The organism is Marinobacter suaedae, from assembly GCF_030519635.1.
Classification (GTDB): Bacteria; Pseudomonadota; Gammaproteobacteria; order Pseudomonadales; family Oleiphilaceae; genus Marinobacter; species Marinobacter suaedae.
In genome coordinates this window covers 1,169,215-1,190,395 of the sequence record NZ_JAUMIS010000002.1, presented here as the reverse complement: position 1 = coordinate 1,190,395, position 21,181 = coordinate 1,169,215, and the positions used below count along the sequence as shown (strand labels likewise).

Here is a 21,181-nt window from a genome sequence, read left to right as displayed (position 1 = left end):
GGTAAGGGCCCGGGGAGTGAGCGTGGCAATACCCAAACGTAATATCTGGAAACTGTTCTGGCTGGTTTACGCGGTTGCTTTCGTATTCCTGCTGGTCGTCTTGTTTACCTCCTGGAAAAACACCGTCTCACACTTCGAAGACCACCACGAATCCCGCGCAGAGCTTTACGCTCAGGCTGTCGACAGCATCTTTACCACCCAGGAAATGGCTCTGGACGTCATCGGCCGGGAGTTACTCCGGCAGGGCGAGCTGGAGCGAGCCCCCCATACCATGCCACTCCTGGACAGCATCGTTGCCTCAAGCCGTTCACTGGTGGGGCTCGGGCTGGCAAGAGCCGACGGCGAACTGGTGTCGTTAAGTTCCAATCTCGAACCTGAGAAGATGCCAAACCTGCTGGCCAATGAGAGCACTCGGGACGACTTCGAGCGTGCATTGGACGAAACAAAGATGGTGCTGGGCAGAACCTACTTCGTCGAGTCGCTGCAAGAGTGGGTGATTCCGGTTCGCAAGGCATTGCGCAATCGCGAGGGAGAAGTGCTGGCGGTGATGACAGGAGGCGTCCGTATTGACGGCGACAACGGAATTTTCCGGAGCGTTCTCCATGACAACGATGAGGACAGCGTCATGCTCTTCCGGGAACGGGATGGTTACCTTCAGTACATGTCGCGGGCGGGGATCGGCCCGGAGGTCTATTCCACCATTCGCCGAACCGAGCAGGAAATGCAGGCCGACATAGAGATGCTTGTCGAGAAGTCGGGAAAGCCGATTGAGGAAATTCGCGCCAGTGAAGATGCCGTGGTCTATTACTCCAGACGGGATAGTGGTCGCTTTATCGGCGCTGCGGTCTGGCATCCCAGATACGAGATGTGGGTGATCTCTGAATCCGAATCCCGCAGCGTACTCAATGATTTCTTCAATAAGCTCATGATTCATCTCACGCTGTTTATCTGCCTGACAGGGCTTCTGTACTACCTGTTCGGTCTGATAGACCGGATCGAGAGGAAACGGATTGAGGCGCTGTTCCGAAGCTCGCGCCGTGATGACCTGACCGGCTTGGAAAACCGGATGGGATTACTGGATTCGGCTCAGAAGTATGTTGATGAACGGGCACCCTTCAGCCTGGTGGTGGTGGATGTCGATAATTTTCGAGGCATAAACGATCGATTTGGGCAGGAGTACGGCGATTCGGTACTGGTCGAACTGGCCCGCTGCCTGAGCATTGCCGCAGGGAAGGACTGCACTGTCACTCGCCTGGGCGGCGATGAATTTGCGGTTGTGACCGAACTGACTCGCTCTGGCGATCTGGACGCCTTCTGCAAGAGACTGCTGTCGGAAACCTCGCGTCTCATGGTCGAGGGGGCGCTGGAGATTCAGCTGGGCGCCAGTGTGGGCGCCGCCACCTTCCCCGAGCATGGAAGGTCGTTCGACATCGTCCTTCGAAATGCCCACCTGGCCCTGTATCGGGCCAAGAAGAACCGGAACGATATCTGCCTGTTCAGGCCCGATATTGAAACCGGTTACCTGCGCCGGGTGCATATTGAACAGCGTTTGCGGGGTGCTCTGGAGCGGAGTGAGATCGTTATGGCGTACCAGCCACAGTTCGATGCAGAGGGTAACGTTGTGGCAGTGGAGGCTCTGGCCCGCTGGCGGGATGAAGAGCTTGGGCAGGTGCCCCCCAGCGAGTTTGTGGAAGTCGCGGAATCGTCGGGCCTGATGGTCCAGCTGGGGACTCATGTGCTGGATCGAAGTCTGCGGGAGTTCAGTGAATTGCGTCGTGCCATCCCATCAAGCTGCGAGCTGGCGGTGAATATCTCGGTGCTGCAGTTTATGCAGCCAGGATTCGCGGACACGGTTCTGGACAGACTCAGAGCCCACCAGGTGGCGCCCTCTGACCTCACTCTTGAGATCACCGAATCCCTGTTTATGTCGCGTCGAAGCCAGATACTGCCCGTGTTGAACCGGCTTCGGGCTCTGGGTATCCGGTTGGCCATGGATGATTTTGGCACCGGGTACTCCTCGCTGAGCATGCTGAGGGCGTTACCCATCGACGAGTTGAAAGTGGACAAAAGCTTTGTTGATCACATCAACGATGATATGAAGGCCTGCAATATGGTCGAGAGTATCGTCGCCATTGCCAAGTCCCACAGCATGGATCTGGTGGCCGAGGGTGTGGAGCAGAAATCACAAGCCGACACACTGATTGGAATGGGGTATGGCCGGCTACAGGGGTATTACTACAGCCAGGCCGTGAGCATGGATGAGGTTCGCGAACTGCTCACCACTGAATCGGAACCGCAGGAGTGATCGGGCATAGGGAAAGTAGGATACTTTTCATGCACTTGGTATAGTCTCTGGCCAAAACCGTTAAACAAAGGAATTGGTGCCAGTGATCGTCTCCCGCTTTGCGTCAGCAGTCATGATGTTACTTGCTTCCCTTTCGTACGCCCACGATTACCGCAACGACACCGTATCCATTGACCATCCCTGGAGCCGGCCAACACCGCCAGGCACTCCGGTTGGCGTGGGGTATCTTGACATCACTAACCATGGTTCCACAAACATCATCCTGACAGGTGCCAAAACCCCACGCGCGGGCCGGGTGTCCATTCATCAGTCGTTGATGAGCGAGGGGATGATGCGGATGCAGCCGGTAAGTGGCGGATTGGTTATCCCGGCGGGTGATACGGTGAAACTCAAACCTCACGGTTATCACCTGATGCTGGAGCAGTTGAGTGGGCCTCTGGTGGAGGGTGAACGTATTCCCGCGACCTTACTGTTCGACGGGGCCGAGGATATGGCTGTTGAGCTGGCCGTTGAGACCCTCGATGACGCATCCGCAGGCTCCATGGGAAACATGGATAAGAGCATGGACCACTCGATGCACTGAGGCCCGAACGGCGCTGGGTGTTCCCCGGTGGCATGAGCGACGCCTTTGCCCGGTTTCACCGAGGGCGGATGGTGAGTGATATCAACGCGTCTTTACAGCTGGATGCTCCATCACCATGGGTCTCCATAACCCCTGTTGGTCCATCGGACATGATCAGGCCGCCATACAGGAAGCCGGCCTCATCGCTGTTGCTGACATAGCCAAAGGTTGAGGTGCCGCTGGGCGCGCCGAAACGACGTTGGCTCACAGCGTCGTCAAACGACTGGGACAGCAGAAGCATGTCTCCCTTGCGGCCGTCGACCGACGGAAAAGCACTGCGAGGGTCGTTGTCGCAGCCTCTGTGAGACCAGTCCCGGACCGGGTCGCGGGTGTCTGCGCCACGAAGCGCGGTCAGGATGGCCCAGCCCGGTTGGCCGTCGGACCAGGCGCCCAGATGGAAGGTGTAGGAATCAGGCTCGTCGGGACTCACCTCGCGGGTCAGGACCACCTGGGCCAGGTCATCGCCATAGTATGAGTTTTCGAACCGGTTGCAGAAGGAGCCACTGATGTCCGTGCAGTCGGGGACCGTCAGGCAGTCGTAACCGTTGTTTTCCTTGTAGCATTCGCCAGCCCGTTGCCACCCATCGACATGGAATGGCAGAACGTCGTCCGTCCGGTGCAGAAACAGCACCAACAGGTCGCCTTCTTTGCTGCCAGACGGGCGGCGGATGCGCATGTTCTGACCATCACTGTCCCACACCTGAGTAGTGCCGACATGGGAAATGCCTCCGTTGGAAAAGGTACTTTCGGCGATGGCTGGCCTGGCCATGGTGGCGGAGAGCAAAAAGGCCACCATCAGGGGGCCGGCACGCAGGCGCAATCGGTTTTCAGGGGTTAGCATGGGACCATTCTGTGAGTCGTCTGTCTGTGAATCAAGGGTAGCTGTTGGCGGGCGTCCGGGCCTATGATTGCAAACCATCGAACAAGGGAAGGATCTCCTCAATGTACACCCTGCACATCGGAAACAAGAATTACTCGTCCTGGTCGTTGCGCCCCTGGCTGGTGTTGAAAGCGATGGACATCCCCTTTGAAGAGGTAATGCACCGGTTTGGCTTTCCTGAGGACTGGGAAGACTACCGCCGTGCTAACCCGCCCGGGCTTGTGCCATGCCTGCAGGACGACGAATTGCCGGTCTGGGACTCCCTGGCGATTGTTGAATATCTGGCGGAACAGCATGAAGGCGTCTGGCCCGCCGACAAGACCGCAAGAACCTGGGCACGATGCGCAACCGCGGAAATGCATTCGGGGTTTTCAGCGCTCCGGAACTTCTGCAGCATGAGTTGCGGTCAGCGGGTGGCGCTAAATGAGGTCACACCGGCGTTGGCAAAAGACATCAAAAGGGTCGATACGCTCTGGCAGGAAGGGCTCTCCCGGTTTGGCGGCCCGTTTCTGGCGGGCGCCGAGTTCTCCGCCGTGGATGCGTTCTACGCCCCTGTCGTCTTTCGATTTCAGACCTACGGTATTGCTCTGAGTGATAGCGCGGCTGATTACGTAGAACGGATGCTGAAGTACCCTCCAATGGTGGACTGGTATGAGGACGCGCTGAAAGAAAGCTTTCGGGACGATGCCCATGAAATCGAGATTCGGGAGTTTGGGCGGATTACCGATGACTTTCGTCAGGAATAGGCTTTGTTTCGAGTCGGGATTGTTTTTAAAGGTGGATTCAGTTGGTGAGCGCAACACCCTATCGTAGAGCCAGGCGATAGAGGCGACCAAGAAACAACGAACACCGATTCATTGGCGAAGCCTTCGGCGGCCAACCCGTGGCCAGCGCGTTTTGCCAGTTCCTGGACCCGTTCAATAGTGAACACCTTGCCTGTGATGCAGCCATGCAGAGCCTGAGCCGGTTCCGATATCCAGAACCTTTCCCCCGCCCTTCATCCTCAGGGTCAGGGGGCTTACCGCCCGTTACAAAGCAGTAACTTTTTTACAACGGTGCCCTTTTGATTATGTGACTAGGTTTTAGACACCGGCGATGACAGATACAACCACCGGATACCAAAAACAAGAAACGGATAACGGGGTGAAGGACCGGTAAGCCCGTTGCCGAGGAGGAAAAATGTCAACATCCGTGAACCATCTGGACGAACGCACGCGGGATTCCGAGGACGCGCTTGAGGAGATCATGCCTGCAGCCATTACTCTGGCCATGATGCTTCGCCACCGGAAAATGGCAGCCTGGCTGCGCAACGAATTTGGCGGCTACCAGGATTCTGCTTCCGCACCAACGTACCGTCGGCAACTGCACGGGCACATCGTTGCCAAATCGCCCCAGTATGACTGGATTCCCGCACCGGTAGACGATCAGCAAAAGAAAGAGTTCGGATACGTGGATCTGCTCGAAGGGGTAAAAGCCCTGGAGAAGATCTGTGTGAACTGCAAGAAGGGCAACGGTAACCGGGTGCTGCTGGAAAAGGACGACATGGCCCTGCTGCAGAAGCAGATCAACCTGACGGCTGAACTGGCCATCAACCTGAGCCGCGAGGTCTACTCCCAACTGCTGCGAACCGTCCGGGCCGCGATCTATCTCTGGACCCAGGAGCTCATGGCGGAAGGAATTGCGGGCGAACACAACCACTACAGCCCGGACGAGCGAGCCCAGGTATCCCACCTGGATGAGCCCGAAAAGTTCTGGAAGCGTGCCATGGAAGAGCTTGACAGTCTGCCGATCCCTGATGTGCGCGAGGTCGGTTTCTTCGAAAGGGTGTTCGGGCGCGCCGGCTGAACGCCCGGCGCCATGCTTACCAATGGCGCTGACAACTCTGATACTGCTGACCAAAAACTGCACCGTTCCCAATAGGCGGGAAACACCGGGGTTGCCGCTTGGAGAATGAGATCATGGGCGTAGAGCGACCGCAGTTGGCACTGGTGAGTCGCCTCAGAGTTGTCTGCATCCGGCCCATCAGATTCCCGAAACCTGAGTGAGCCAAAGTCGGGCTGGCACTAAGGTGTATTTCAGCTACGTTTGAAGCACCGGTCGTATTCTTCAATCCATAGCCCGACCTCCTTGGAGTTTCCCCGATGCGCGTTTTTGCCAATCCGGTAGGTGCCGGTTCGCTTTGGTTCGACAACCTGGCCACAGCGGATGGCACGCCGGTGGCTTACGACCCGCAGGCGAGAGCCTTTGTTCCGACGCCGCCGTTTTGTGCCAACCGGGAAAAAATTGGTTGTAACTGGATCGCCCCGAAAGCGGGTGCGTTTTGTCGATCCTGCGCCATGACTGGCCTGGCACCGGACCCATCCATCGCAAACGCCATACCGAACTGGGCACAGACAGAAGCGGCCAAACGCTGGGTTCTCGATAACCTTGGGCGCTGGCACTGGTTTCGACCGGAAGATCCCGGAACCCGGCCTCTGTTCCACATGCTTGCTGAAGGTCCTACCCCGGTTTCGATGGGGCACGTGCAAGGCGTCGTGACCATCAGTGTGGCCGAAGTCGATCCGGTTCTGCTGGCAACCCGCCGTGAAGCGCTTCAGGAACCTTATCGCACCATGATTGGCCACATGCGGCATGAGATTGCCCACATGCTCTGGTGGCGACTGAGCCTCCGGCAGGACTTTCTCGATGCCTTTCGTGAGCAGTTTGGTGATGAACGCATTGATTATCAGGCATCGTTGAGTGCCCATTACCAAAACGGCCCGCCGGCGGACTGGAAACAAAATTATCTGACCAGTTACGCCACGGCACACCCGCACGAGGACTGGGCAGAAACTGCGGCGCATCTGCTGCATCTGACCGACATCACTGACAGTTTCGTGGCCACGGGGTTGTCATCCAAAGAGATACCAGGCTCCGGGTGGGACCCGTATTCGGAGCCTGATTCAGAACGTCTGATCCACACGGCGGCCTCGCTTACCGTGGGGGTGAATCACGTGAATCGCTCCATGGGATTGTCGGATCTCTATCCCTTCGTGCTTTCGAATCGTGCACGTCAGAAACTGGCTTTTGTGCACGGCTGGTTGCGGCGTGGAGCGTTGGGGCTTTAACCACAGGGGGCATCCAGCCCCTTCCCATTGGGGTTGATCGTTCACGCATTGCCGCGTCTTCACTCCTTCCAGAAGGGCTTTTGGGCCTCTCGTTCGGCATCGGCTCTGGATACGCCGATGTCCTTCAGCATATGGTCCGGGAGGCGGGCCAGTTGAGTGCGAGTTCGCCAATTCATGTGCCAGCGGGCGACTCGGCGAATCACGCTCTCTCTTCGGTGTGTTTGATGGTGACCGTAATCGGATGATGGGACGGAAGTGCATAAGGTTGACATCGTTTTTTTCTCCCCGGCTGTGAAGGTGAGGTTTATTATTTCTTTCCCTGTTTGTCTCAACAAACGGGTTGAGTTTTGAAATAATTAACCTGAACTTAACTATGGGTTTTCTGTATGCAGGCGCTTCCACCTCTCAGGGCACTTCAGGCATTTCGCTACGCGGCCAGGGATCTGAGCTTTAAAGCGGCCGCAGAGGCATTGAATATTTCCAATGCGGCGGTGAGTTCACACATTCGTGGGCTGGAGGAGTTCCTGGGGTTCAAGCTGTTCGTAAGACTGACGCGAGAGGTGAAACTGACACCCGAGGGAAGTCGACTGTCCGGGTTTATTGAAACGGGGTTTCAGGAGATAGAGCGGGGCATTGCGATGTTCGCGCCGAATTCAGATCCTGCGAATTTGAAAGTATCGACCCTGCCGTCGTTTGCCAGCCGGTGGCTGATGCCGAGAATCAGCCGGTTCCAGGAAAAGTACCCTCACTTGAAGCTCAGTGTCATGCCCGGCTTCAGTCTGGTCGACTTTCAGGGTGATGGTGTCGATCTGGCGATTCGTTTTGGCAAGGGTAACTACCCCGGGCTGGAGGCGCGGTTTTTCATGGAAGAAACCCTCGTGGTTGTGTGTCACCAATCGCTGATCGGAGACCGAACGCCCGACAAGTCCGAGCTCGCGGCAATGCCGTGGTTGGTGGATGATTCGATCGACATGCAGGGCTCCTGGATCAAGTTTCAGGAAGCATTTGGCGTCGAGATTCCGGACACTTCGGTACGGCTTTCTGTGAATGAAGCCTCGACGCAGGTGGAAGCCGTTCTCGCTGGTAGAGGCTTGTCGCTGATCCGTCTCAGTCTGGTGGCGGATATGCTCGAGTCCGGACTTTTGATCCGTCCTGTCGATTTCTCCATGCCCGCCGAATATCACTATTACCTCGTCGCCCCGGAGGCGAAATTCCGGACTGAAAAAGTGAGGACGTTTGTGTCCTGGCTGTCGTCTGAAATCGCTTGAAGACGCCCAGTCAGGAGCCTCACCGGTTCGGCCTCAGAGAATCGTTTTCACCAGTCCACCTTCAGCCCGAATGCTTGAGCCATTCACGGCCGAACTCAGCGGCGAGGCGATGAAGGCCACCACATCGGCGATTTCCTGCGGTTTGATGAACCGTTGCAGCAGCGAATCGGGCTCGGTCTCACTGAAGAACTCGGCGACAAATTCCGCTTCGGATTTGTTCTGGCCCGCGGCACTTTCCTTAAGCCAGTTCTCCACGCCGTCGGTCAGCGTCGGACCCGGCAGTACGGAGTTCACGGTCACGTTGTTGCCAGAGCCCTTGGTGAGATTGGCCAGGCCACGCCCGATAACCAATTGTGCGCCTTTGGTCATGGAGTAATGAATCATGCTCTCGAGCCCCCGTGCCCCGGCTTCGCTGGCGATGTTGATGATGCGCCCGAAGCTACGGTTCAGCATGGCAGGAAAATAGTGCCGGCACAGCCGGACGGTGGTCATCACGTTGGCGTCGAAAAACTGTTGCCAGGCCCGGTCGTCAATGTCGGCGAAGGGGGTTGGGCTGAAAATCCCGACGTTATTGATGAGGATGTCGAGATCGCCAATGGCATCGATTTCCGCACAGATCCGCTCCGACTGCCCGGGATCGGACAGATCCCCGCTGACGCCGCTCACCAGGCCTTTCGCTGAAAGTTCTTTAACCAGGTCGGTCAGGTCGTGCCGGCCGTTGATGATGACATGTGCGCCTTCGGCCAGCATGGTCTCGGCAATGGCCCTGCCAATGCCTTTGGTTGAACCACTGATGAAGACAAGCTTATCGCCTAATTGAAGATCCATGGGTGCCTCGAAGGATGGGGGAGAATGGATGAAGAGGCTCCGACCACGAACTGGAGACCGATGAGGTTGTTGATGCATCGCAGGGCAGTATAGTTCCGAACCAAAGCGCAGGGAGGAGGATCGGGCAGGAGCTCCGATTTCAGCCGGTGGGAAGGGGCCGTTGCCTTTCTTTTTCGGTCTTGCGATCTTAGCCAGGTAACCGGAGACAGGAGGCTTTATGAAAACCATCGGGCTGATCGGTGGGATGAGCTGGGAGAGCACGGCCAGCTACTATCGAGAACTCAATGAGGGAGTAAAGGCCGCTCTGGGTGGTCTTCATTCGGCGAACATCCTCCTGCAGAGCCTGGACTTCGCGCCGCTGGAAGCCATGCAGAGCAAGGGCGACTGGGAAGGTATCGCCAAAGAGCTCAGTCAGGCTGCCGCGACTTTGGAGCAGGGTGGCGCGGACTTCATCCTGATCGGCACCAACACCATGCACCGGGTCTACGAGGACGTCGAACAGTCCGTGGGTATACCTTTGTTGCACATCGCCGATGCTACCGCGGAGGTACTTTTGGCCGATGGTGTCCACCGTACCGGGTTGTTGGGAACGGCCTTCACCATGGAACAGTCGTTTTACAAGGGGCGCCTCTCCGAAAAGTTCGGTCTTGAGGTACTCACCCCGCAGCCGGCGGATCGTCAGCGCGTCCACGACATCATTTATCAGGAACTTTGCCAGGGCAGGATTCGGGATGAATCCCGCCGTGAATACCTGAGGATCATGGGAGATCTGGTCGACGCAGGCGCGGAAGCCGTCATTCTCGGATGCACGGAAATCGGTTTGCTTGTTAAGCCGGAAGATACCAACATTCGGCTCTACGATACGGCAAAAATTCATTCCGCCAAGGCGGTGGAACGGGCACTCTGAGCTCGAAAAAAGTCACCTCAGGCCCGGTTTTTCATACAACGTCATTTTCTGCCGGTTCGATGTACACTGCCGGTTGGGCGCACCAGTGAATCAAAGGGAGTTTGGATGGATCCGTTAACCGGGAGCAGTCTCTGGGAACTGATCAAGCATCTCCGCCAGTGGCTGGCGAATCTCAACCGGGCCGGGGAGCACCGCAAGCAGCAGTCGGTAGAGGCGCTGAGATCCGTGATTGTGGCCTCACGGAGTACCGCCACCTATCTCCGCCAGGTACGCGAAACCGGCAAGCCCTCCCACGACACCGAAGCCAGGTTGTCGGAACAATGGACCCGCCTCGGGTTCGAGCTGCGCGATCTCGGCCTGATCAAACTGGCCAAGCGTTGCGATATCTCCGGTCGCTACTGGGCCGATGCTTCGCAACTGGAACCGGACTTTATCGAGAAAGCCGACATCGGCCTGGAGCGCATGGAACAGCTGGCCCGCTCCCTTGAGGCCGAGATTTCCCGCCGCTGACACTCTTTGTTTCTGTAGCGCGCCGCACCGGCCCCCCATTCGACCCTGTGATGGCTCAACTACACTTCTGAATGCCGGGAAACTGGTTAATCCGGAATCAAAACGATCCTTATTGACCCGGCGCAGGTATGGCTGACATGGTGTCTGACAGGTTTTATCTGATGCTGGCGGACGGACTGCTGGTGCTTCATGTGCTGTTTGTCGCGTTCGTGGTGCTGGGGCTCGTCGCGATTCTGGTGGGCGGTGCGCTGAACTGGCTCTGGGTTCGGAACCGCTGGTTCCGGGTCGGTCATCTGGTGGCCATAGCTATTGTCGTGCTGCAGTCATGGCTGGGGGTTATCTGCCCGCTGACCACCTGGGAAATGGCACTGCGTGACAGGGCAGGAACTGGCACCTACGAGGGTTCCTTTATCCAGCACTGGCTGCATGCCATTCTTTACTACAACGCGCCGGAATGGGTTTTTATGCTGGCCTATACGTTGTTCGGGACCCTGGTGCTGGCAAGCTGGTTTCTGGTCCGGCCACGGTAAGAGTTAGGGAGGTAGTTATGTCTGATAAGAAAACAGTCGTTATTACGGGCGCCAATCGAGGCATTGGTCTGGAACTGGCCCGTCGGTACGCAGGCGAGGGCTGCAGGGTGATCGGCGTGTGTCGTTCGTCGTCGGATGAGTTGTCGGAAGTGGCTGAGCAGGTGATTGATGGCGTGGATGTCACTACCGATGCGGGCATCGAAAAACTGACATCGGCGCTCGGGGATGAGCAGATTGATTTGCTGATTAATAACGCGGGCCTGTTGCAGGATGATCAGCTGGGGTCGATCGATTTCGACTCCATCCGAACCCAGATGGAAATCAATGCCTACGCGCCGTTGCGAGTGGTCGAGGCACTGGTGTCCCGGATTCCTTCTGGCGGCAAGATCGCCAACATCACCAGCCGCATGGGCTCCATTGCCGATAATGACTCGGGTGGTCGCTACGGTTATCGGGCGTCCAAGGCGGCCCTGAATGCGTTCGGAAAATCCCTGGCGGTAGACCTGCAACCGAAGGGCATTGCGGTGGCGCAGCTGCACCCGGGCTATGTGAAGACCCGTATGGTCAACTTCGGCGGGCTGATTACGCCGGCGGAGTCGGCTCTTGGGCTGGTGGAGCGGATCAATCAGCTGAGCCTGGAGAACTCCGGCTCGTTCTGGCACAGCAACGGGGAGGAGCTGCCCTGGTAAGCCGTTACCAGGGCTTTCGTCACTGAACGCTGATGTCTCGGTCTGTTAGCGAACGACAAATACCGAGATGTCAGTGTGTTTGATCAGGTTGGCGGCGTTCGAGTGCAGCACGTGCAGGCGATCGCCGGGTCCCGGTGGGTGGGAGGCCATCACCACAAGGTCGACACCGGTTTCCTCGACCGCCTGATGCAGTTTCTTGTCCAGCTCCACTGCGGTGTCCGGTGTTGTGACCACCTTGCTGCTGGCATGAACGCCGTGAGCCTTGCCCTGTTCTTCGGCGAACTCTGCCATTTTTTTCGTCAGTTCCTCGGGATTGTGCGCTGCGGCCGAGGGCGTGGTATTGGTGATGGCGAGATAGCAGATCGCCGCATTGTAGTGCTTGGCGATATCGATGGCCGTGTTCAGAGCTTTGGATAGTTTATCCAGGTGTTCCAGATCCACTGGTACCAGAATCTTGCTGTACATGGTCTCCCCCGCGTAATCCCTGTTGGGTTTAAATTTACTCACCGTTTGTTCTAAGCATGGCAGTGGATTGTGAACTCTGCCAAAAATTAAGGGGTTGACCGTAATCAACCCACGGCAAGAATGCCCACAAGTTTTCCTTGCTGCTATCTTCAAGACAAAGCAGGCAAACGGATACCGAGTATGGTGGATTACTTTCAGGCGGGCGCGACCGCATGGCTCTACCCCGCACTGACAGCGCTGTTTTCAGTCATTATCACGTATGCGGCCTTTCATCTCGCACTGGCGATCGTTCACAAGCTTACCCATCGAAAAACCGTTCCCAGGCTGTTTCTGGATGCGTCGTCCCGGGCTCTCAGCGTGGTCGTGTGCCTGCTGGTGCTCAATCTGGTTCTGGGCGCGTCCCCACCAGAACTCATCTGGTTGTCGGAGGTTCAGCATCTCTCGACGCTCTTGCTGATTCTTGCCGTTACCTGGGCGCTGGTGCGTTGTACATCTGCCATTGGTGACGTCATCGTCATGCTCAATCCTGTTCTCGAAGGGGAATGGAAACGGGCCAGAAAGGTGGAAACCCAGACTCGCTTTCTGGTGCGTGCGCTTAACATCCTGATCGTCATTATCGGGATGGGGGCGGCTCTGATGACGTTCGAGCCGGTGCGGCATGTGGGCGGCAGCCTGCTGGCATCGGCCGGTGTCGGTGGCATCATCCTGGGCTTTGCGGCCCGGCCGGTACTGGGCAACTTGCTGGCGGGCATGCAGATCGCCCTGACGCAACCCTTCCGCATTGACGATGTGCTGTATGTACAGGGGGAGTGGTGCTGGGTTGAGGAAGTCACGGCGACCTATGTGGTGCTGCGGGTGTGGGACCTGCGACGACTGGTCGTACCGCTCCAGTGGTTTATCGAAAACCCGTTCCAGAACTGGTCCCGAAATTCCGCCGAGTTGCTGGGCACGGTGTTTATCCGGGTGGACTACCACATGCCCGTAGCAGCGCTGCGGGAGGAGTTCGGTCGATTACTGCGACAGGCACCAGAGTGGGATGGCCGGGTAGAAACGGTGCAGGTGACGGATTCGGATGAACGGACCATGGAAGTGCGCTTTTTGATGAGTGCGCCAAACTCCAACCAGGCCTGGGATCTGCGCTGCGCCATCCGGGAGGGGATGGTCACCTTCGTTCAGGAGCATTATCCGGAGTACCTGCCGCGGCTTCGTGCCCGGTTGATGGACGAAGAAGTACCCGGCGAAGTCTAACGCCGCCAGGGCGAGGGCGGGCCTTCGGTGCGCTCGCCCGGCCACGCCGGAATCTCGCCAAAGCGCGCACTGTGGTTCGCCCAGTCGGTCTCAGCCTCGACGATTTCCTCCCTTTCGTAACCCACGTAATTCCACCACATCACAACGTCCCTGCGCAGGGGCAGGCCGCCAATCAGCAGCAGACGGGTGTTCGGCTCGCAATGGATAGTGAGTTGCTCAAGGTCATCCCCCAGGTACGCCAGCTCGTCGGTATCAAAGCGCTCCTCCTCAATGATGCAGGCACCGGTAAGCGGCAGGATGCCGTATTCGAAGCCGGGCTCCAGAGTCAGCAAAATGTCTTGCGGCTGCGTGCATTCGATATCCAGACCAATCAGGGGCGAATATTGAAGGGTATCGGCCCGTCGGCTGCCGTACTCGCCCGTCAGAAGTGTCCAGCTGGCGCCCTGATCCTGCCAGCAAGGCAGGGTATCGTAATGGTCGAAGCTGGGCGGGATGTTGCGGTCGGCTTCGGGCAGGGCAATCCAGAGTTGCGCAGCATGCAGCGTGCGGTCGCCGAAGATGGTTTCTTCCGTGTGGCTGACGCCGTGCCCGGCGGTCATCAGGTTGACCTCCCCGGGGCGGATGGGCTGGGTGGTGCCCAGGCTGTCCCGGTGCAGCAGTTCGCCGTCAATCATCCAGGTGAAGGTTTGCAGGCCGATGTGGGGATGGGGTGCCACACGCAGACCGGTGTCCGCCTCGCCGAAGGTCACTGGTCCAATGTGGTCGAGAAAACACCAGGCGCCGATTTGACGGCGGCCTGCGGTAGGAAGGCTGCGGGCGACAGGAATGCCGCCCACTTCTCCGGTTCTTGCTTTTATGCGCTGTGCCATGGCAGGGGAACTCCCGAATGTATCCCTAGCATGGTTCGCACCCGGTTAATCGGCAAGTTGTTCCGATGTCTTCCCAGCCGAAGGGCTAGAACAGCGGCAAAAAATACTCTACCCGGGTTGTTACCACCCTATCGGCTGGGACATTATGCGGTATTGCCCAAAGGCCGGGTTGTCCTGGCGCGAACCCCAACATCGACAAGGAGTTCTGTTTTGTCTGAACTTGCTTCCTACGAAAGCTTCAACGTTGAAGTGAAAGACTACATTGCCCACGTTCAGTTCAGCCGCCCGGAAAAACTGAACACCATGAACAAGGCATTCTGGAACGAATTGCCCCGGTGCATGCGAGATATTGAAGTCAATACCAACGCCCGGGTGATCGTCATTTCCAGCACAGGCAAGCATTTCTCCGCCGGCATGGATCTGGGCGTATTCAGTGACACCAAGTCCATCCCCATGACTGGTGACCCCGGCCGCATGGCCGAGAACCTGCGCCGCGTCGTGTTGCAGATTCAGGACACGGTGACTTCCCTGGAGAAGGTCCGACTGCCGGTGCTGGCGGCCATTCACGGCGGATGTATCGGCGGTGCGCTGGACCTGGTGTGCGCGGCTGATAGCCGTTACTGCACCGAGGATGCCTTCTTTACCATCAAGGAAACCGAGCTGGGGATGACGGCAGATGTGGGTACACTGCAGCGTTTGCCGAAACTGATGCCCGAAGGCGTAGTGCGTGAGCTGGCCTACACCGGTCGCAAATTCTCCGCACAGGAAGCCCGGAATCTTGGCTTTGTGAATGCGGTTTATCCTTCGCCGGAAGCGTTGCTCGATGCCGTGATGGGCATTGCCAGCCAGATTGCCGCGAATTCGCCACTGGCGGTAACTGGCTGCAAGGACATGATCAATTTCACCCGGGATCATTCGGTGGAAGACAGCCTGCGCTACATGGCCACCTGGCAGGCCGGTATGTTCCGCCCGGGTGACATGATGAAAACCTTCCAGGCCAAGGCCCAGAAGCAGCAGGCGGAGTACGAAGACCTGTTTCCGGTGAAAGGGCTGTTCGAGTCCTGATCGTTGGCCGGAAACACGCGTCGCGGAATATCACCCGGGGCCGCCCTGCTGTTTCAGGGCGGTATCGGCGTGGCGGGACTGCTGGCCATCCTGCTCCTGGATATCCCGATCCAGAATGACGGCCTGTCCTGGCAGGCCAGTACCTTGTTGGGATGTCTGGGGGCGCTCGGGACCTATCTGGTCCTGATACTTCTGACCCGAATTCCGGGCCTGTTCCCGGATGACCTTGAACAGCAAATGCGCAACCTGCGCGACTTTGCGCTGGGGCTCGGGGTGCCGGTACTCATCGGTTTGTCTGTGCTGGCGGGGGTAGGTGAGGAACTCCTGTTTCGCGGTGCGATTCAGGGCGGGCTGGTTGGGCTGATTGGTTTTTATCCCGCCATTGTCCTGGCGTCGCTGCTGTTCGGGCTGGCCCACTACATTTCCTTTACCTATTTCCTGGTGGCCACCGGTCTGGGCCTTCTGCTGGGAGCCGTCTATGTCGTGTCTGGCAGCCTCTCGCTGGTGATGGTGTGGCACGCGGTGTACGACGTGATCGCGCTGTTTTGCCTGCTGCGCTTTCCCCACTGGTTTGGCCTGGAGCCGAAACACCTTTCCCGCTAACCTGCCTGCCCGTGCGGGATTACCAGATGCCCGAGGCGATGATCTGATGGGGTTCCACCTTGCCGTTGTAGATGTAGGTCCACGCAAGGCCATGCCGGGTGGGGAGTTTCTGACGAAGGTAAAGACTGGATTCCGGGGCTTCCGGTACGAAGGCCTCAAGGATGTCCAGTTGGCGCAGGGTGTGTTCGTTGATCGAAAAGACTTCGACCAGGACACCCGCGGAGGGGTGGAGGAGCGCTCCGGGGAAGGCGCCGAGATCAAAAAGCGTCAGCGCCCGTAGCGTGTCCTCCCCGATAAAAGCCGAGTCCTCAAGCAGATGACTGTTATAAAAGCCCCGCTTGAGGGTTCCGTAAACCGCGACCAGATGTTCCATAGGTTTAGCCGACCGGTGCAACGCCAATCAGCCACTGGTGCGCCCAGAGCACGGTAACCACATACAGTGCCAGGCCGACAACGACCGCAATGATGTCGTTCTTGTTGCTGGCGGTCGCTTTGGTCACAGCCCGTTGGGTGCGGCGCTTCATGGAAATGCGATCGACCACCGCCCAGGCCAGGAAGGAGCCGAACAGCAACACGTCATGGAGCATCCCGTTGGCCAGCAGGTGCGCCAAAGCCCACAGTTTGACTGCCACCAGCATCGGATGTTTCACCGCTGCCTTGATGCGACCGGGCAGGTAGGTGGCTACCAGCAGCGGAAAGACCGGAACCAGCAGCAGCATCGACAGGTGCCTGAGCCCGGTGGGCGGCGTGTAGAGCAGGGTCGGTTCCATGCGGGCTGCGCCGTAACCCATGACGATCAGGACCAGGCCTGCGAGGGACAGCAGGGAAAAGATGCCCTTGAAGGCGTTTTCGCCCAGCTTGGCGCACCAGCGATCCCGCTGGGGTTCGTTGATGATCGACAGCGAGTGGATCCCGAAAAACAGGATCAGACCGGCGATGAGTGTCAGCATTCCTTGGCTCCTTATCGGTTAAGGCTGTGGGTGTTGGTCAGTGTCCGGGTCAGGCGGTCCATCACTCCGCCACTGTGGCGCCAGAAGTGCCAGTACAGGTCTACCCGAAGGCTCTGGTCCGGTGCAACGCTTACCAGTGTACCTGCTTCAAGTTCCTGTTGCGCCTGTATTTCCGGAATCATGCCATAACCCATGCCGGCCAGTGCCAGTTTCACAAAGCCTTCGGAAGACGGGCACAAGTGATGGGGAGCGCTTCCCTGAAAACCGCACTGAGCGAGGAACCGGTTCTGCAGTTGATCGTTGGGGCCGAAGACAATCATCGGGGCGTTTGCCAGTGCCTCTGGACTGAAACCATCCGGGAAGTGGCGCTGGATGAAATCCGGTGTGGCCAGTGGCCGGTAGGTCATGCTGCCAAGATAGACGCTTCGGGCGCCGGCCACCGGCTGCTGCGTGCTGCACAGGCAGGCCGCCACGTCGCCTTCCCGCATCCTGCGCAGGCCCACGTCCTGATCTTCAATAACCAGGTCGAGCAGCAAATCTTCCTGACTGCAAAAGTCGCCAATGGCGTCCGCCCACCAGGTCGCCAGGCTGTCCGCGTTCAGGGCAATGCGCAGACGGGTCGAGGGCTCCGAGATGGCGGGCAGGGATGTCGCCAGATCCCGTTCCAGCAACTGAACCTGCTGGACATGGTTCAGCAACCTCTGGCCGGCCGGAGTTGCCTTCAGGGCAGGGCTTCTCACCAGTACCGGTTGTCCCAGCCGGACTTCCAGGGTTTTGATGCGCTGGGAAACCGCCGACTGGCTGATCCCCAGCACCGCTCCCGCCCGCTCGAAGCCCTCGCATTCGACCACCGTTGCCAGGGCTTCCAGCAGTTTGTAGTCAATCATAAGTAAATCTTATATAGCGTAATGATTATGAATTTTAAGTATATCTGAAGGGCGGTATTCTTGCCCCTCACATTGGGAGGTAGGTTGTGCTCGAAAGTTATCTGACAGGTTTGCTGGTATGCGGCGGCATCATCGTGGCCATTGGCGCCCAGAATGCGTATATCCTTGGCCAGGCAATCCGCCGGGAGCATCACTGGTGGTCAGCAGGCCTGTGTATGGTGTCCGACATTGTCTTGTTTTCACTGGGGATGTTTGGCGTGAGTGCAGCGCTGATGGCTATGCCCGACGCCCTGGAAATCATGCGCTGGCTGGGCGTTGCATTCCTGGTCTGGCTGGCTATCCAGGCTCTGGTTCGTGCCAGTCGCGGGAGGGCGGCTCTGGAATCCGGTGAAATCACCCGGCGAAGCCTGAAAGGGGTGCTGTTCACCACCCTGGCGGTCACCCTGCTGAACCCGCAGGTTTATCTCGACACCTTGCTACTGATCCCGGCTATCGGCGCGCAGCAGGAGAACCCGGCCACCTTCGTTGCCGGTGCCAGCAGTGCTTCCATTCTGTGGTTCGGTGCCCTGGCCTGGGGTGGCTCGGCACTGGCTCCCGTTCTCTCCCGCCCCATGGCCTGGCGTGTCATTGACGGTGTAATCGGGGTGATGATGGCAGTCATCGCGATTCAGCTGGCGGTAAGCGGATTGTAGTTCACTGCCCGACGAGGTGGTTGCCCGGGTACACAAGGTGCTTTACGTGCGCAAGAAAAACTTACCCGCCGTCGGCGAGTCAGGATGCCTGTTCGCCGCGGGGTTTGATCAGGTCGTCGGAGTCGTGCCTGGGGCTATTAACCGCGTCGGACACCCGGTACTCCCGCAGTTGCTCCATGGGCAGCCGATGGGTGGTGGCGCGGATCGCTTCCCGTGAGGTTGTTGATGAATCGAGCCAGCCAGTCAGGCAGTCCGGATCCAGCACCACGGGCTGGCGGTCGTGAATGTGTTTGAGGGTGTCGCAGGCGGGTTCGGTGATGATGGCGCAGGTGGAGGTCTCATCGCCTTCCCGTGGCGTCCAGATTCCGGCAAAGAAGATGGCCGGGGTCTGGTCGGGATCCACCGGCGTGACGTAGTGGGGTTCTTTACCGTGTCCGGTTTGCAGCCACTCGTACCACCCGTTGGCGGGAATGAGGCAGCGGTGATGGGCAAAGGCTTCCTGAAAATAACGGGACGTCGCCACCGTTTCGGCCCGGGCGTTGATCGGTGCGGGCGCTTTGTCGGTGGCCCAGGCCGGGCGAAAGCCCCAGAGGGATTTCACCAGAATCGGCTGGCCATTCATGCTCATCCGGATCATGGAAATGGCAGTGCCAGGCGGTATGTTGTAGCTGGCCTCGACGTGGGTGTCGATGTCCAATCCATCCGGAAAAAAACGGGCGATCAGGGTTTCCGGTGGTGTGTAGAAGGTGAATCGTCCGCACATAGGGTTCTTCCTTGATTTCAGGGCGTTGCAGGTCAGGTTCTGGTACCCTTGCCGGATGCTGAAACTATCCAACAATGTCGCTATTCAGGACTGGGAATTGCAGTTTACCCAGATCCGAGCCCAGGGCGCCGGCGGCCAGAACGTCAATAAAGTTGCCTCCGCCGTGCATCTGCGATTCGATGTGCTGCACTCCACGCTGCCTCCGTTTTACAAAGAGCGTCTGATGGCACTGAGCGATCAGCGCATCAGCAAGGAAGGCGTCATCATCATTAAAGCGCAAACCTTCCGCACCCTGGAGAAAAACCGGGACGATGCCCTGCGGCGCCTTAAGGCGTTGATTCTTGAGGCGGTCAAAATCGAGAAGGCGCGTCGCCCCACCAAACCCTCCAAATCCGCCAGGCGCAAACGCGTTGACGAGAAAACCCGCAAGGGCAAAACCAAGGCCCTGCGCGGCAAGGTTCAGCTCTGAGCCAGGTGCACTTCTTGTACCGGCTGTCCGGATTCGACCTCTTGCAGGAAGGCCTGAATATCCTCGAAGGCCTCCTCGGCTTCCGGCAGGTTCGGGACAAAGATATGCCAGACATGCACCATGCCAGACCAGGTATGCAGGGTAACCGGTGAGCCCTCGGACTGTGCCTTGGCGGCGTAGCGTCGGGCATTGTCCAGCAGCATTTCCGAATCGCTGGCATGAATCAGAATGGGGGGCAGGTCGTGCAGGTCACCCCTGAGGGGCGATGCAATCGGGCTCAGGGGGGATACCCGGAACGCGGCCAGCGTTACCCACCAGATAACTGGTAACGGTACTTTCGAGAGCCCGCCGAACGCCGGCCCCAGCAGCGGGTCAGTTTGGATGTTGGCCCGGTTGCTGGGAGCGGTGAGCGTCAGATCGGTGGATGGGCAAATCGCAATGGCCGCATCTGCCTGCCGGAGACCCTTATGTTTGATCCAGCCCAGCAGGCCTAAGGTATGGCTGCCCCCCGCCGAGTCGCCGGCAATGATCAGGCAGGACGCGGGCTCCTCGCCATCAGGGCCATGCTCCAGAATCCATCGATAGGCTTTCCGGCAATCCCGCACTCCGTCCATGTAGCGGTGTTCCGGCATCAGGCGGTAATCGACCGCAAAGACCGCCGCGTTGGCGATACGGGAAAAACGGTCGGTAATGGCCCGGTGGCTCTTCGGGCTGCCAGCCGCCCAGGCACCGCCATGGATGTAAAGAACGCGCCGGCGCGTATCCACGCCGGGGGCTATGACCCACTCACCCCGGGGGTGGGTGACCGGGCGGAACTCCGATTCCAGGGACAGGCCGTCGCTGAGGGTATCCATGTGCTGGCGCAGGGCATACAGCCTTGCCTTGCCCCGAAGTCCGCGGGAGCTTTGCCCAAGCTCACGGATGCGACCAATCACATACCGGTGTTCCTCGCTGGGCGGGCCGCCGCGAAATGGCTGGTGCTGAATGTCCAGGTGAGACAGGTCCTCGACCCGGAACAGAAAGTAGGTGGCAGCGACCAAGATCACTAGCAGTACAAGAAAGAACCAGAGCATGGGCGGTCCTCATCGGGTTGGCCCCGTGAAGTCGGGCGAACTATGCTCAATAGCATAGTCGCTGGAGCACGTGGTTTGTGCCTCTAAAGATCACAGAAGGAGCCTCCGCATGCAAATAGCCTATCGGGCCCGGGATATTACCGAAGCGCACATTGTGGCCGGCTTTCTGGGTGCACACGGGGTTGAGGCCTATGTAGGCGGCCACTATCTTCAGGGGGCCATGGGCGAGATTGGCGCAGCAGGGTTCACGAACGTTCATGTGGAGGACGAGGACTTGTTCCATGCCCGGGAGCTGGTGCGGGAGTATGAATCCGGCGAGCCAAAGGCCATGGTCTCGACGGGAAGGGGCGAGAGCCGGGCAGACTTTTTTGCCCAATGGTTCCTGTTTGCGCTGGCGGTTCTGGCGTTGGTGATACTGAACTCGAACTGACACCTGTCTCCTTCTCTATTG

At 58.4% G+C, this 21,181-nt stretch carries 26 protein-coding genes; 16 read left to right on the top strand and 10 right to left on the bottom strand.

Features of this window, described 5'->3' with window-relative positions:
* Positions 1–22: 22 nt before the first annotated feature.
* Complete coding sequence (locus tag QVZ43_RS14300; protein WP_302910481.1) at positions 23–2,305, top strand: putative bifunctional diguanylate cyclase/phosphodiesterase; 2,283 nt, start codon at positions 23–25, stop codon at positions 2,303–2,305.
* Positions 2,306–2,387: 82 nt separating this feature from the next.
* Positions 2,388–2,888 (top strand): copper chaperone PCu(A)C, encoded by a 501-nt coding sequence (locus QVZ43_RS14295; protein ID WP_302910480.1) that lies wholly within the window; start codon positions 2,388–2,390, stop codon positions 2,886–2,888.
* Positions 2,889–2,943: 55 nt separating this feature from the next.
* Here QVZ43_RS14295 and QVZ43_RS14290 read toward each other — a convergent pair whose 3' ends face one another.
* Positions 2,944–3,768 carry a hypothetical protein gene (locus QVZ43_RS14290; protein WP_302910479.1) on the bottom strand — a complete coding sequence of 275 codons (825 nt, stop codon included), beginning with the start codon at positions 3,766–3,768 and terminating at the stop codon, positions 2,944–2,946.
* 101 nt (positions 3,769–3,869) lie between these two features.
* On the opposite strand from QVZ43_RS14290, the gene QVZ43_RS14285 reads away from it, so the two are divergent.
* The 3 genes from QVZ43_RS14285 to QVZ43_RS14275 all read left to right on the top strand — a co-directional run bounded on the left by QVZ43_RS14285 (position 3,870) and on the right by QVZ43_RS14275 (position 6,914).
* Entirely contained in the window at positions 3,870–4,553 is a 684-nt protein-coding gene (locus QVZ43_RS14285; protein WP_302910478.1) for a glutathione S-transferase family protein, read from the top strand.
* Positions 4,554–4,986: 433 nt separating this feature from the next.
* Complete coding sequence (locus QVZ43_RS14280) at positions 4,987–5,652, top strand: AbiTii domain-containing protein (RefSeq protein WP_302910477.1); 666 nt, start codon at positions 4,987–4,989, stop codon at positions 5,650–5,652.
* Between the two features lie 296 nt (positions 5,653–5,948).
* Positions 5,949–6,914 (top strand): zinc-binding metallopeptidase family protein, encoded by a 966-nt coding sequence (locus QVZ43_RS14275; RefSeq protein ID WP_302910476.1) that lies wholly within the window; start codon positions 5,949–5,951, stop codon positions 6,912–6,914.
* A 59-nt stretch (positions 6,915–6,973) separates the two neighbouring features.
* Here QVZ43_RS14275 and QVZ43_RS14270 read toward each other — a convergent pair whose 3' ends face one another.
* Positions 6,974–7,117, bottom strand: coding sequence for a DUF1127 domain-containing protein (locus tag QVZ43_RS14270; protein ID WP_302910475.1), 144 nt, complete (start codon positions 7,115–7,117; stop codon positions 6,974–6,976).
* A gap of 183 nt (positions 7,118–7,300) precedes the next feature.
* Between QVZ43_RS14270 and QVZ43_RS14265 the strand changes: the two genes are divergently transcribed.
* On the top strand, positions 7,301–8,182 hold the full coding sequence (locus tag QVZ43_RS14265) for a LysR substrate-binding domain-containing protein (protein WP_302910474.1): 882 nt from the start codon (positions 7,301–7,303) through the stop codon (positions 8,180–8,182).
* Positions 8,183–8,215: 33 nt separating this feature from the next.
* Here the strand turns inward: QVZ43_RS14265 and QVZ43_RS14260 are convergent, their stop codons facing one another.
* A complete protein-coding gene (locus QVZ43_RS14260) occupies positions 8,216–9,010 on the bottom strand; it encodes an SDR family NAD(P)-dependent oxidoreductase (protein WP_302910473.1) in 795 nt (264 codons plus the stop codon).
* A 217-nt stretch (positions 9,011–9,227) separates the two neighbouring features.
* Between QVZ43_RS14260 and QVZ43_RS14255 the strand changes: the two genes are divergently transcribed.
* The 4 genes from QVZ43_RS14255 to QVZ43_RS14240 all read left to right on the top strand — a co-directional run bounded on the left by QVZ43_RS14255 (position 9,228) and on the right by QVZ43_RS14240 (position 11,646).
* Positions 9,228–9,917: an aspartate/glutamate racemase family protein gene (locus QVZ43_RS14255; RefSeq protein WP_302910472.1), complete on the top strand. Its 690-nt coding sequence runs from the start codon at positions 9,228–9,230 to the stop codon at positions 9,915–9,917.
* 105 nt (positions 9,918–10,022) lie between these two features.
* Positions 10,023–10,427, top strand: coding sequence for a hypothetical protein (locus QVZ43_RS14250; protein WP_302910471.1), 405 nt, complete (start codon positions 10,023–10,025; stop codon positions 10,425–10,427).
* A 137-nt stretch (positions 10,428–10,564) separates the two neighbouring features.
* The gene (locus QVZ43_RS14245; protein WP_302910470.1) at positions 10,565–10,957 is read left to right on the top strand and encodes a DUF2784 domain-containing protein; all 393 of its coding nucleotides are present in this window, start codon (positions 10,565–10,567) and stop codon (positions 10,955–10,957) included.
* 17 nt (positions 10,958–10,974) lie between these two features.
* Complete coding sequence (locus tag QVZ43_RS14240; RefSeq protein ID WP_302910469.1) at positions 10,975–11,646, top strand: SDR family oxidoreductase; 672 nt, start codon at positions 10,975–10,977, stop codon at positions 11,644–11,646.
* A gap of 45 nt (positions 11,647–11,691) precedes the next feature.
* On the opposite strand, the gene QVZ43_RS14235 is transcribed toward QVZ43_RS14240, so the two are convergent.
* Positions 11,692–12,111 carry a universal stress protein gene (locus tag QVZ43_RS14235; RefSeq protein WP_302910468.1) on the bottom strand — a complete coding sequence of 140 codons (420 nt, stop codon included), beginning with the start codon at positions 12,109–12,111 and terminating at the stop codon, positions 11,692–11,694.
* A gap of 180 nt (positions 12,112–12,291) precedes the next feature.
* Here QVZ43_RS14235 and QVZ43_RS14230 point away from each other — a divergent pair, with 180 nt between their 5' ends.
* Positions 12,292–13,359, top strand: coding sequence for a mechanosensitive ion channel family protein (locus QVZ43_RS14230; RefSeq protein WP_302910467.1), 1,068 nt, complete (start codon positions 12,292–12,294; stop codon positions 13,357–13,359).
* Here the strand turns inward: QVZ43_RS14230 and QVZ43_RS14225 are convergent.
* Entirely contained in the window at positions 13,356–14,228 is an 873-nt protein-coding gene (locus QVZ43_RS14225; RefSeq protein ID WP_302910466.1) for a pirin family protein, read from the bottom strand. The two genes, QVZ43_RS14230 and QVZ43_RS14225, sit on opposite strands and share 4 nt — an antisense overlap.
* 210 nt (positions 14,229–14,438) lie before the next feature.
* Here QVZ43_RS14225 and QVZ43_RS14220 point away from each other — a divergent pair, with 210 nt between their 5' ends.
* Both QVZ43_RS14220 and QVZ43_RS14215 read left to right on the top strand, forming a co-directional pair.
* On the top strand, positions 14,439–15,293 hold the full coding sequence (locus QVZ43_RS14220; protein WP_302910465.1) for a crotonase/enoyl-CoA hydratase family protein: 855 nt from the start codon (positions 14,439–14,441) through the stop codon (positions 15,291–15,293).
* A gap of 3 nt (positions 15,294–15,296) precedes the next feature.
* Positions 15,297–15,896 (top strand): CPBP family intramembrane glutamic endopeptidase, encoded by a 600-nt coding sequence (locus tag QVZ43_RS14215; protein WP_302910464.1) that lies wholly within the window; start codon positions 15,297–15,299, stop codon positions 15,894–15,896.
* A gap of 19 nt (positions 15,897–15,915) precedes the next feature.
* Here QVZ43_RS14215 and QVZ43_RS14210 read toward each other — a convergent pair whose 3' ends face one another.
* From QVZ43_RS14210 to QVZ43_RS14200, 3 genes are read right to left on the bottom strand one after another with little or no spacing between them, the layout of a single operon-like run.
* Positions 15,916–16,269, bottom strand: coding sequence for a gamma-glutamylcyclotransferase family protein (locus QVZ43_RS14210; RefSeq protein ID WP_302910463.1), 354 nt, complete (start codon positions 16,267–16,269; stop codon positions 15,916–15,918).
* Between the two features lie 4 nt (positions 16,270–16,273).
* On the bottom strand, positions 16,274–16,846 hold the full coding sequence (locus tag QVZ43_RS14205; RefSeq protein ID WP_302910462.1) for an NnrU family protein: 573 nt from the start codon (positions 16,844–16,846) through the stop codon (positions 16,274–16,276).
* An 11-nt stretch (positions 16,847–16,857) separates the two neighbouring features.
* A complete protein-coding gene (locus QVZ43_RS14200) occupies positions 16,858–17,733 on the bottom strand; it encodes a LysR family transcriptional regulator ArgP (RefSeq protein WP_302910461.1) in 876 nt (291 codons plus the stop codon).
* A gap of 86 nt (positions 17,734–17,819) precedes the next feature.
* Between QVZ43_RS14200 and QVZ43_RS14195 the strand changes: the two genes are divergently transcribed.
* The gene (locus QVZ43_RS14195) at positions 17,820–18,425 is read left to right on the top strand and encodes a LysE/ArgO family amino acid transporter (protein WP_302910460.1); all 606 of its coding nucleotides are present in this window, start codon (positions 17,820–17,822) and stop codon (positions 18,423–18,425) included.
* Positions 18,426–18,504: 79 nt separating this feature from the next.
* Here the strand turns inward: QVZ43_RS14195 and QVZ43_RS14190 are convergent, their stop codons facing one another.
* Positions 18,505–19,188, bottom strand: coding sequence for an SOS response-associated peptidase (locus QVZ43_RS14190; RefSeq protein ID WP_302910459.1), 684 nt, complete (start codon positions 19,186–19,188; stop codon positions 18,505–18,507).
* Positions 19,189–19,243: 55 nt separating this feature from the next.
* Here QVZ43_RS14190 and arfB point away from each other — a divergent pair, with 55 nt between their 5' ends.
* Entirely contained in the window at positions 19,244–19,657 is a 414-nt protein-coding gene (gene arfB, locus QVZ43_RS14185; protein ID WP_223792915.1) for an alternative ribosome rescue aminoacyl-tRNA hydrolase ArfB, read from the top strand.
* Here arfB and QVZ43_RS14180 read toward each other — a convergent pair.
* On the bottom strand, positions 19,648–20,730 hold the full coding sequence (locus QVZ43_RS14180; protein WP_302910458.1) for an alpha/beta hydrolase: 1,083 nt from the start codon (positions 20,728–20,730) through the stop codon (positions 19,648–19,650). The genes arfB and QVZ43_RS14180 overlap by 10 nt on opposite strands.
* 109 nt (positions 20,731–20,839) lie before the next feature.
* Here QVZ43_RS14180 and QVZ43_RS14175 point away from each other — a divergent pair, with 109 nt between their 5' ends.
* Positions 20,840–21,160: a putative signal transducing protein gene (locus QVZ43_RS14175; RefSeq protein ID WP_302910457.1), complete on the top strand. Its 321-nt coding sequence runs from the start codon at positions 20,840–20,842 to the stop codon at positions 21,158–21,160.
* The last annotated feature ends 21 nt before the right edge of the window (positions 21,161–21,181 follow it).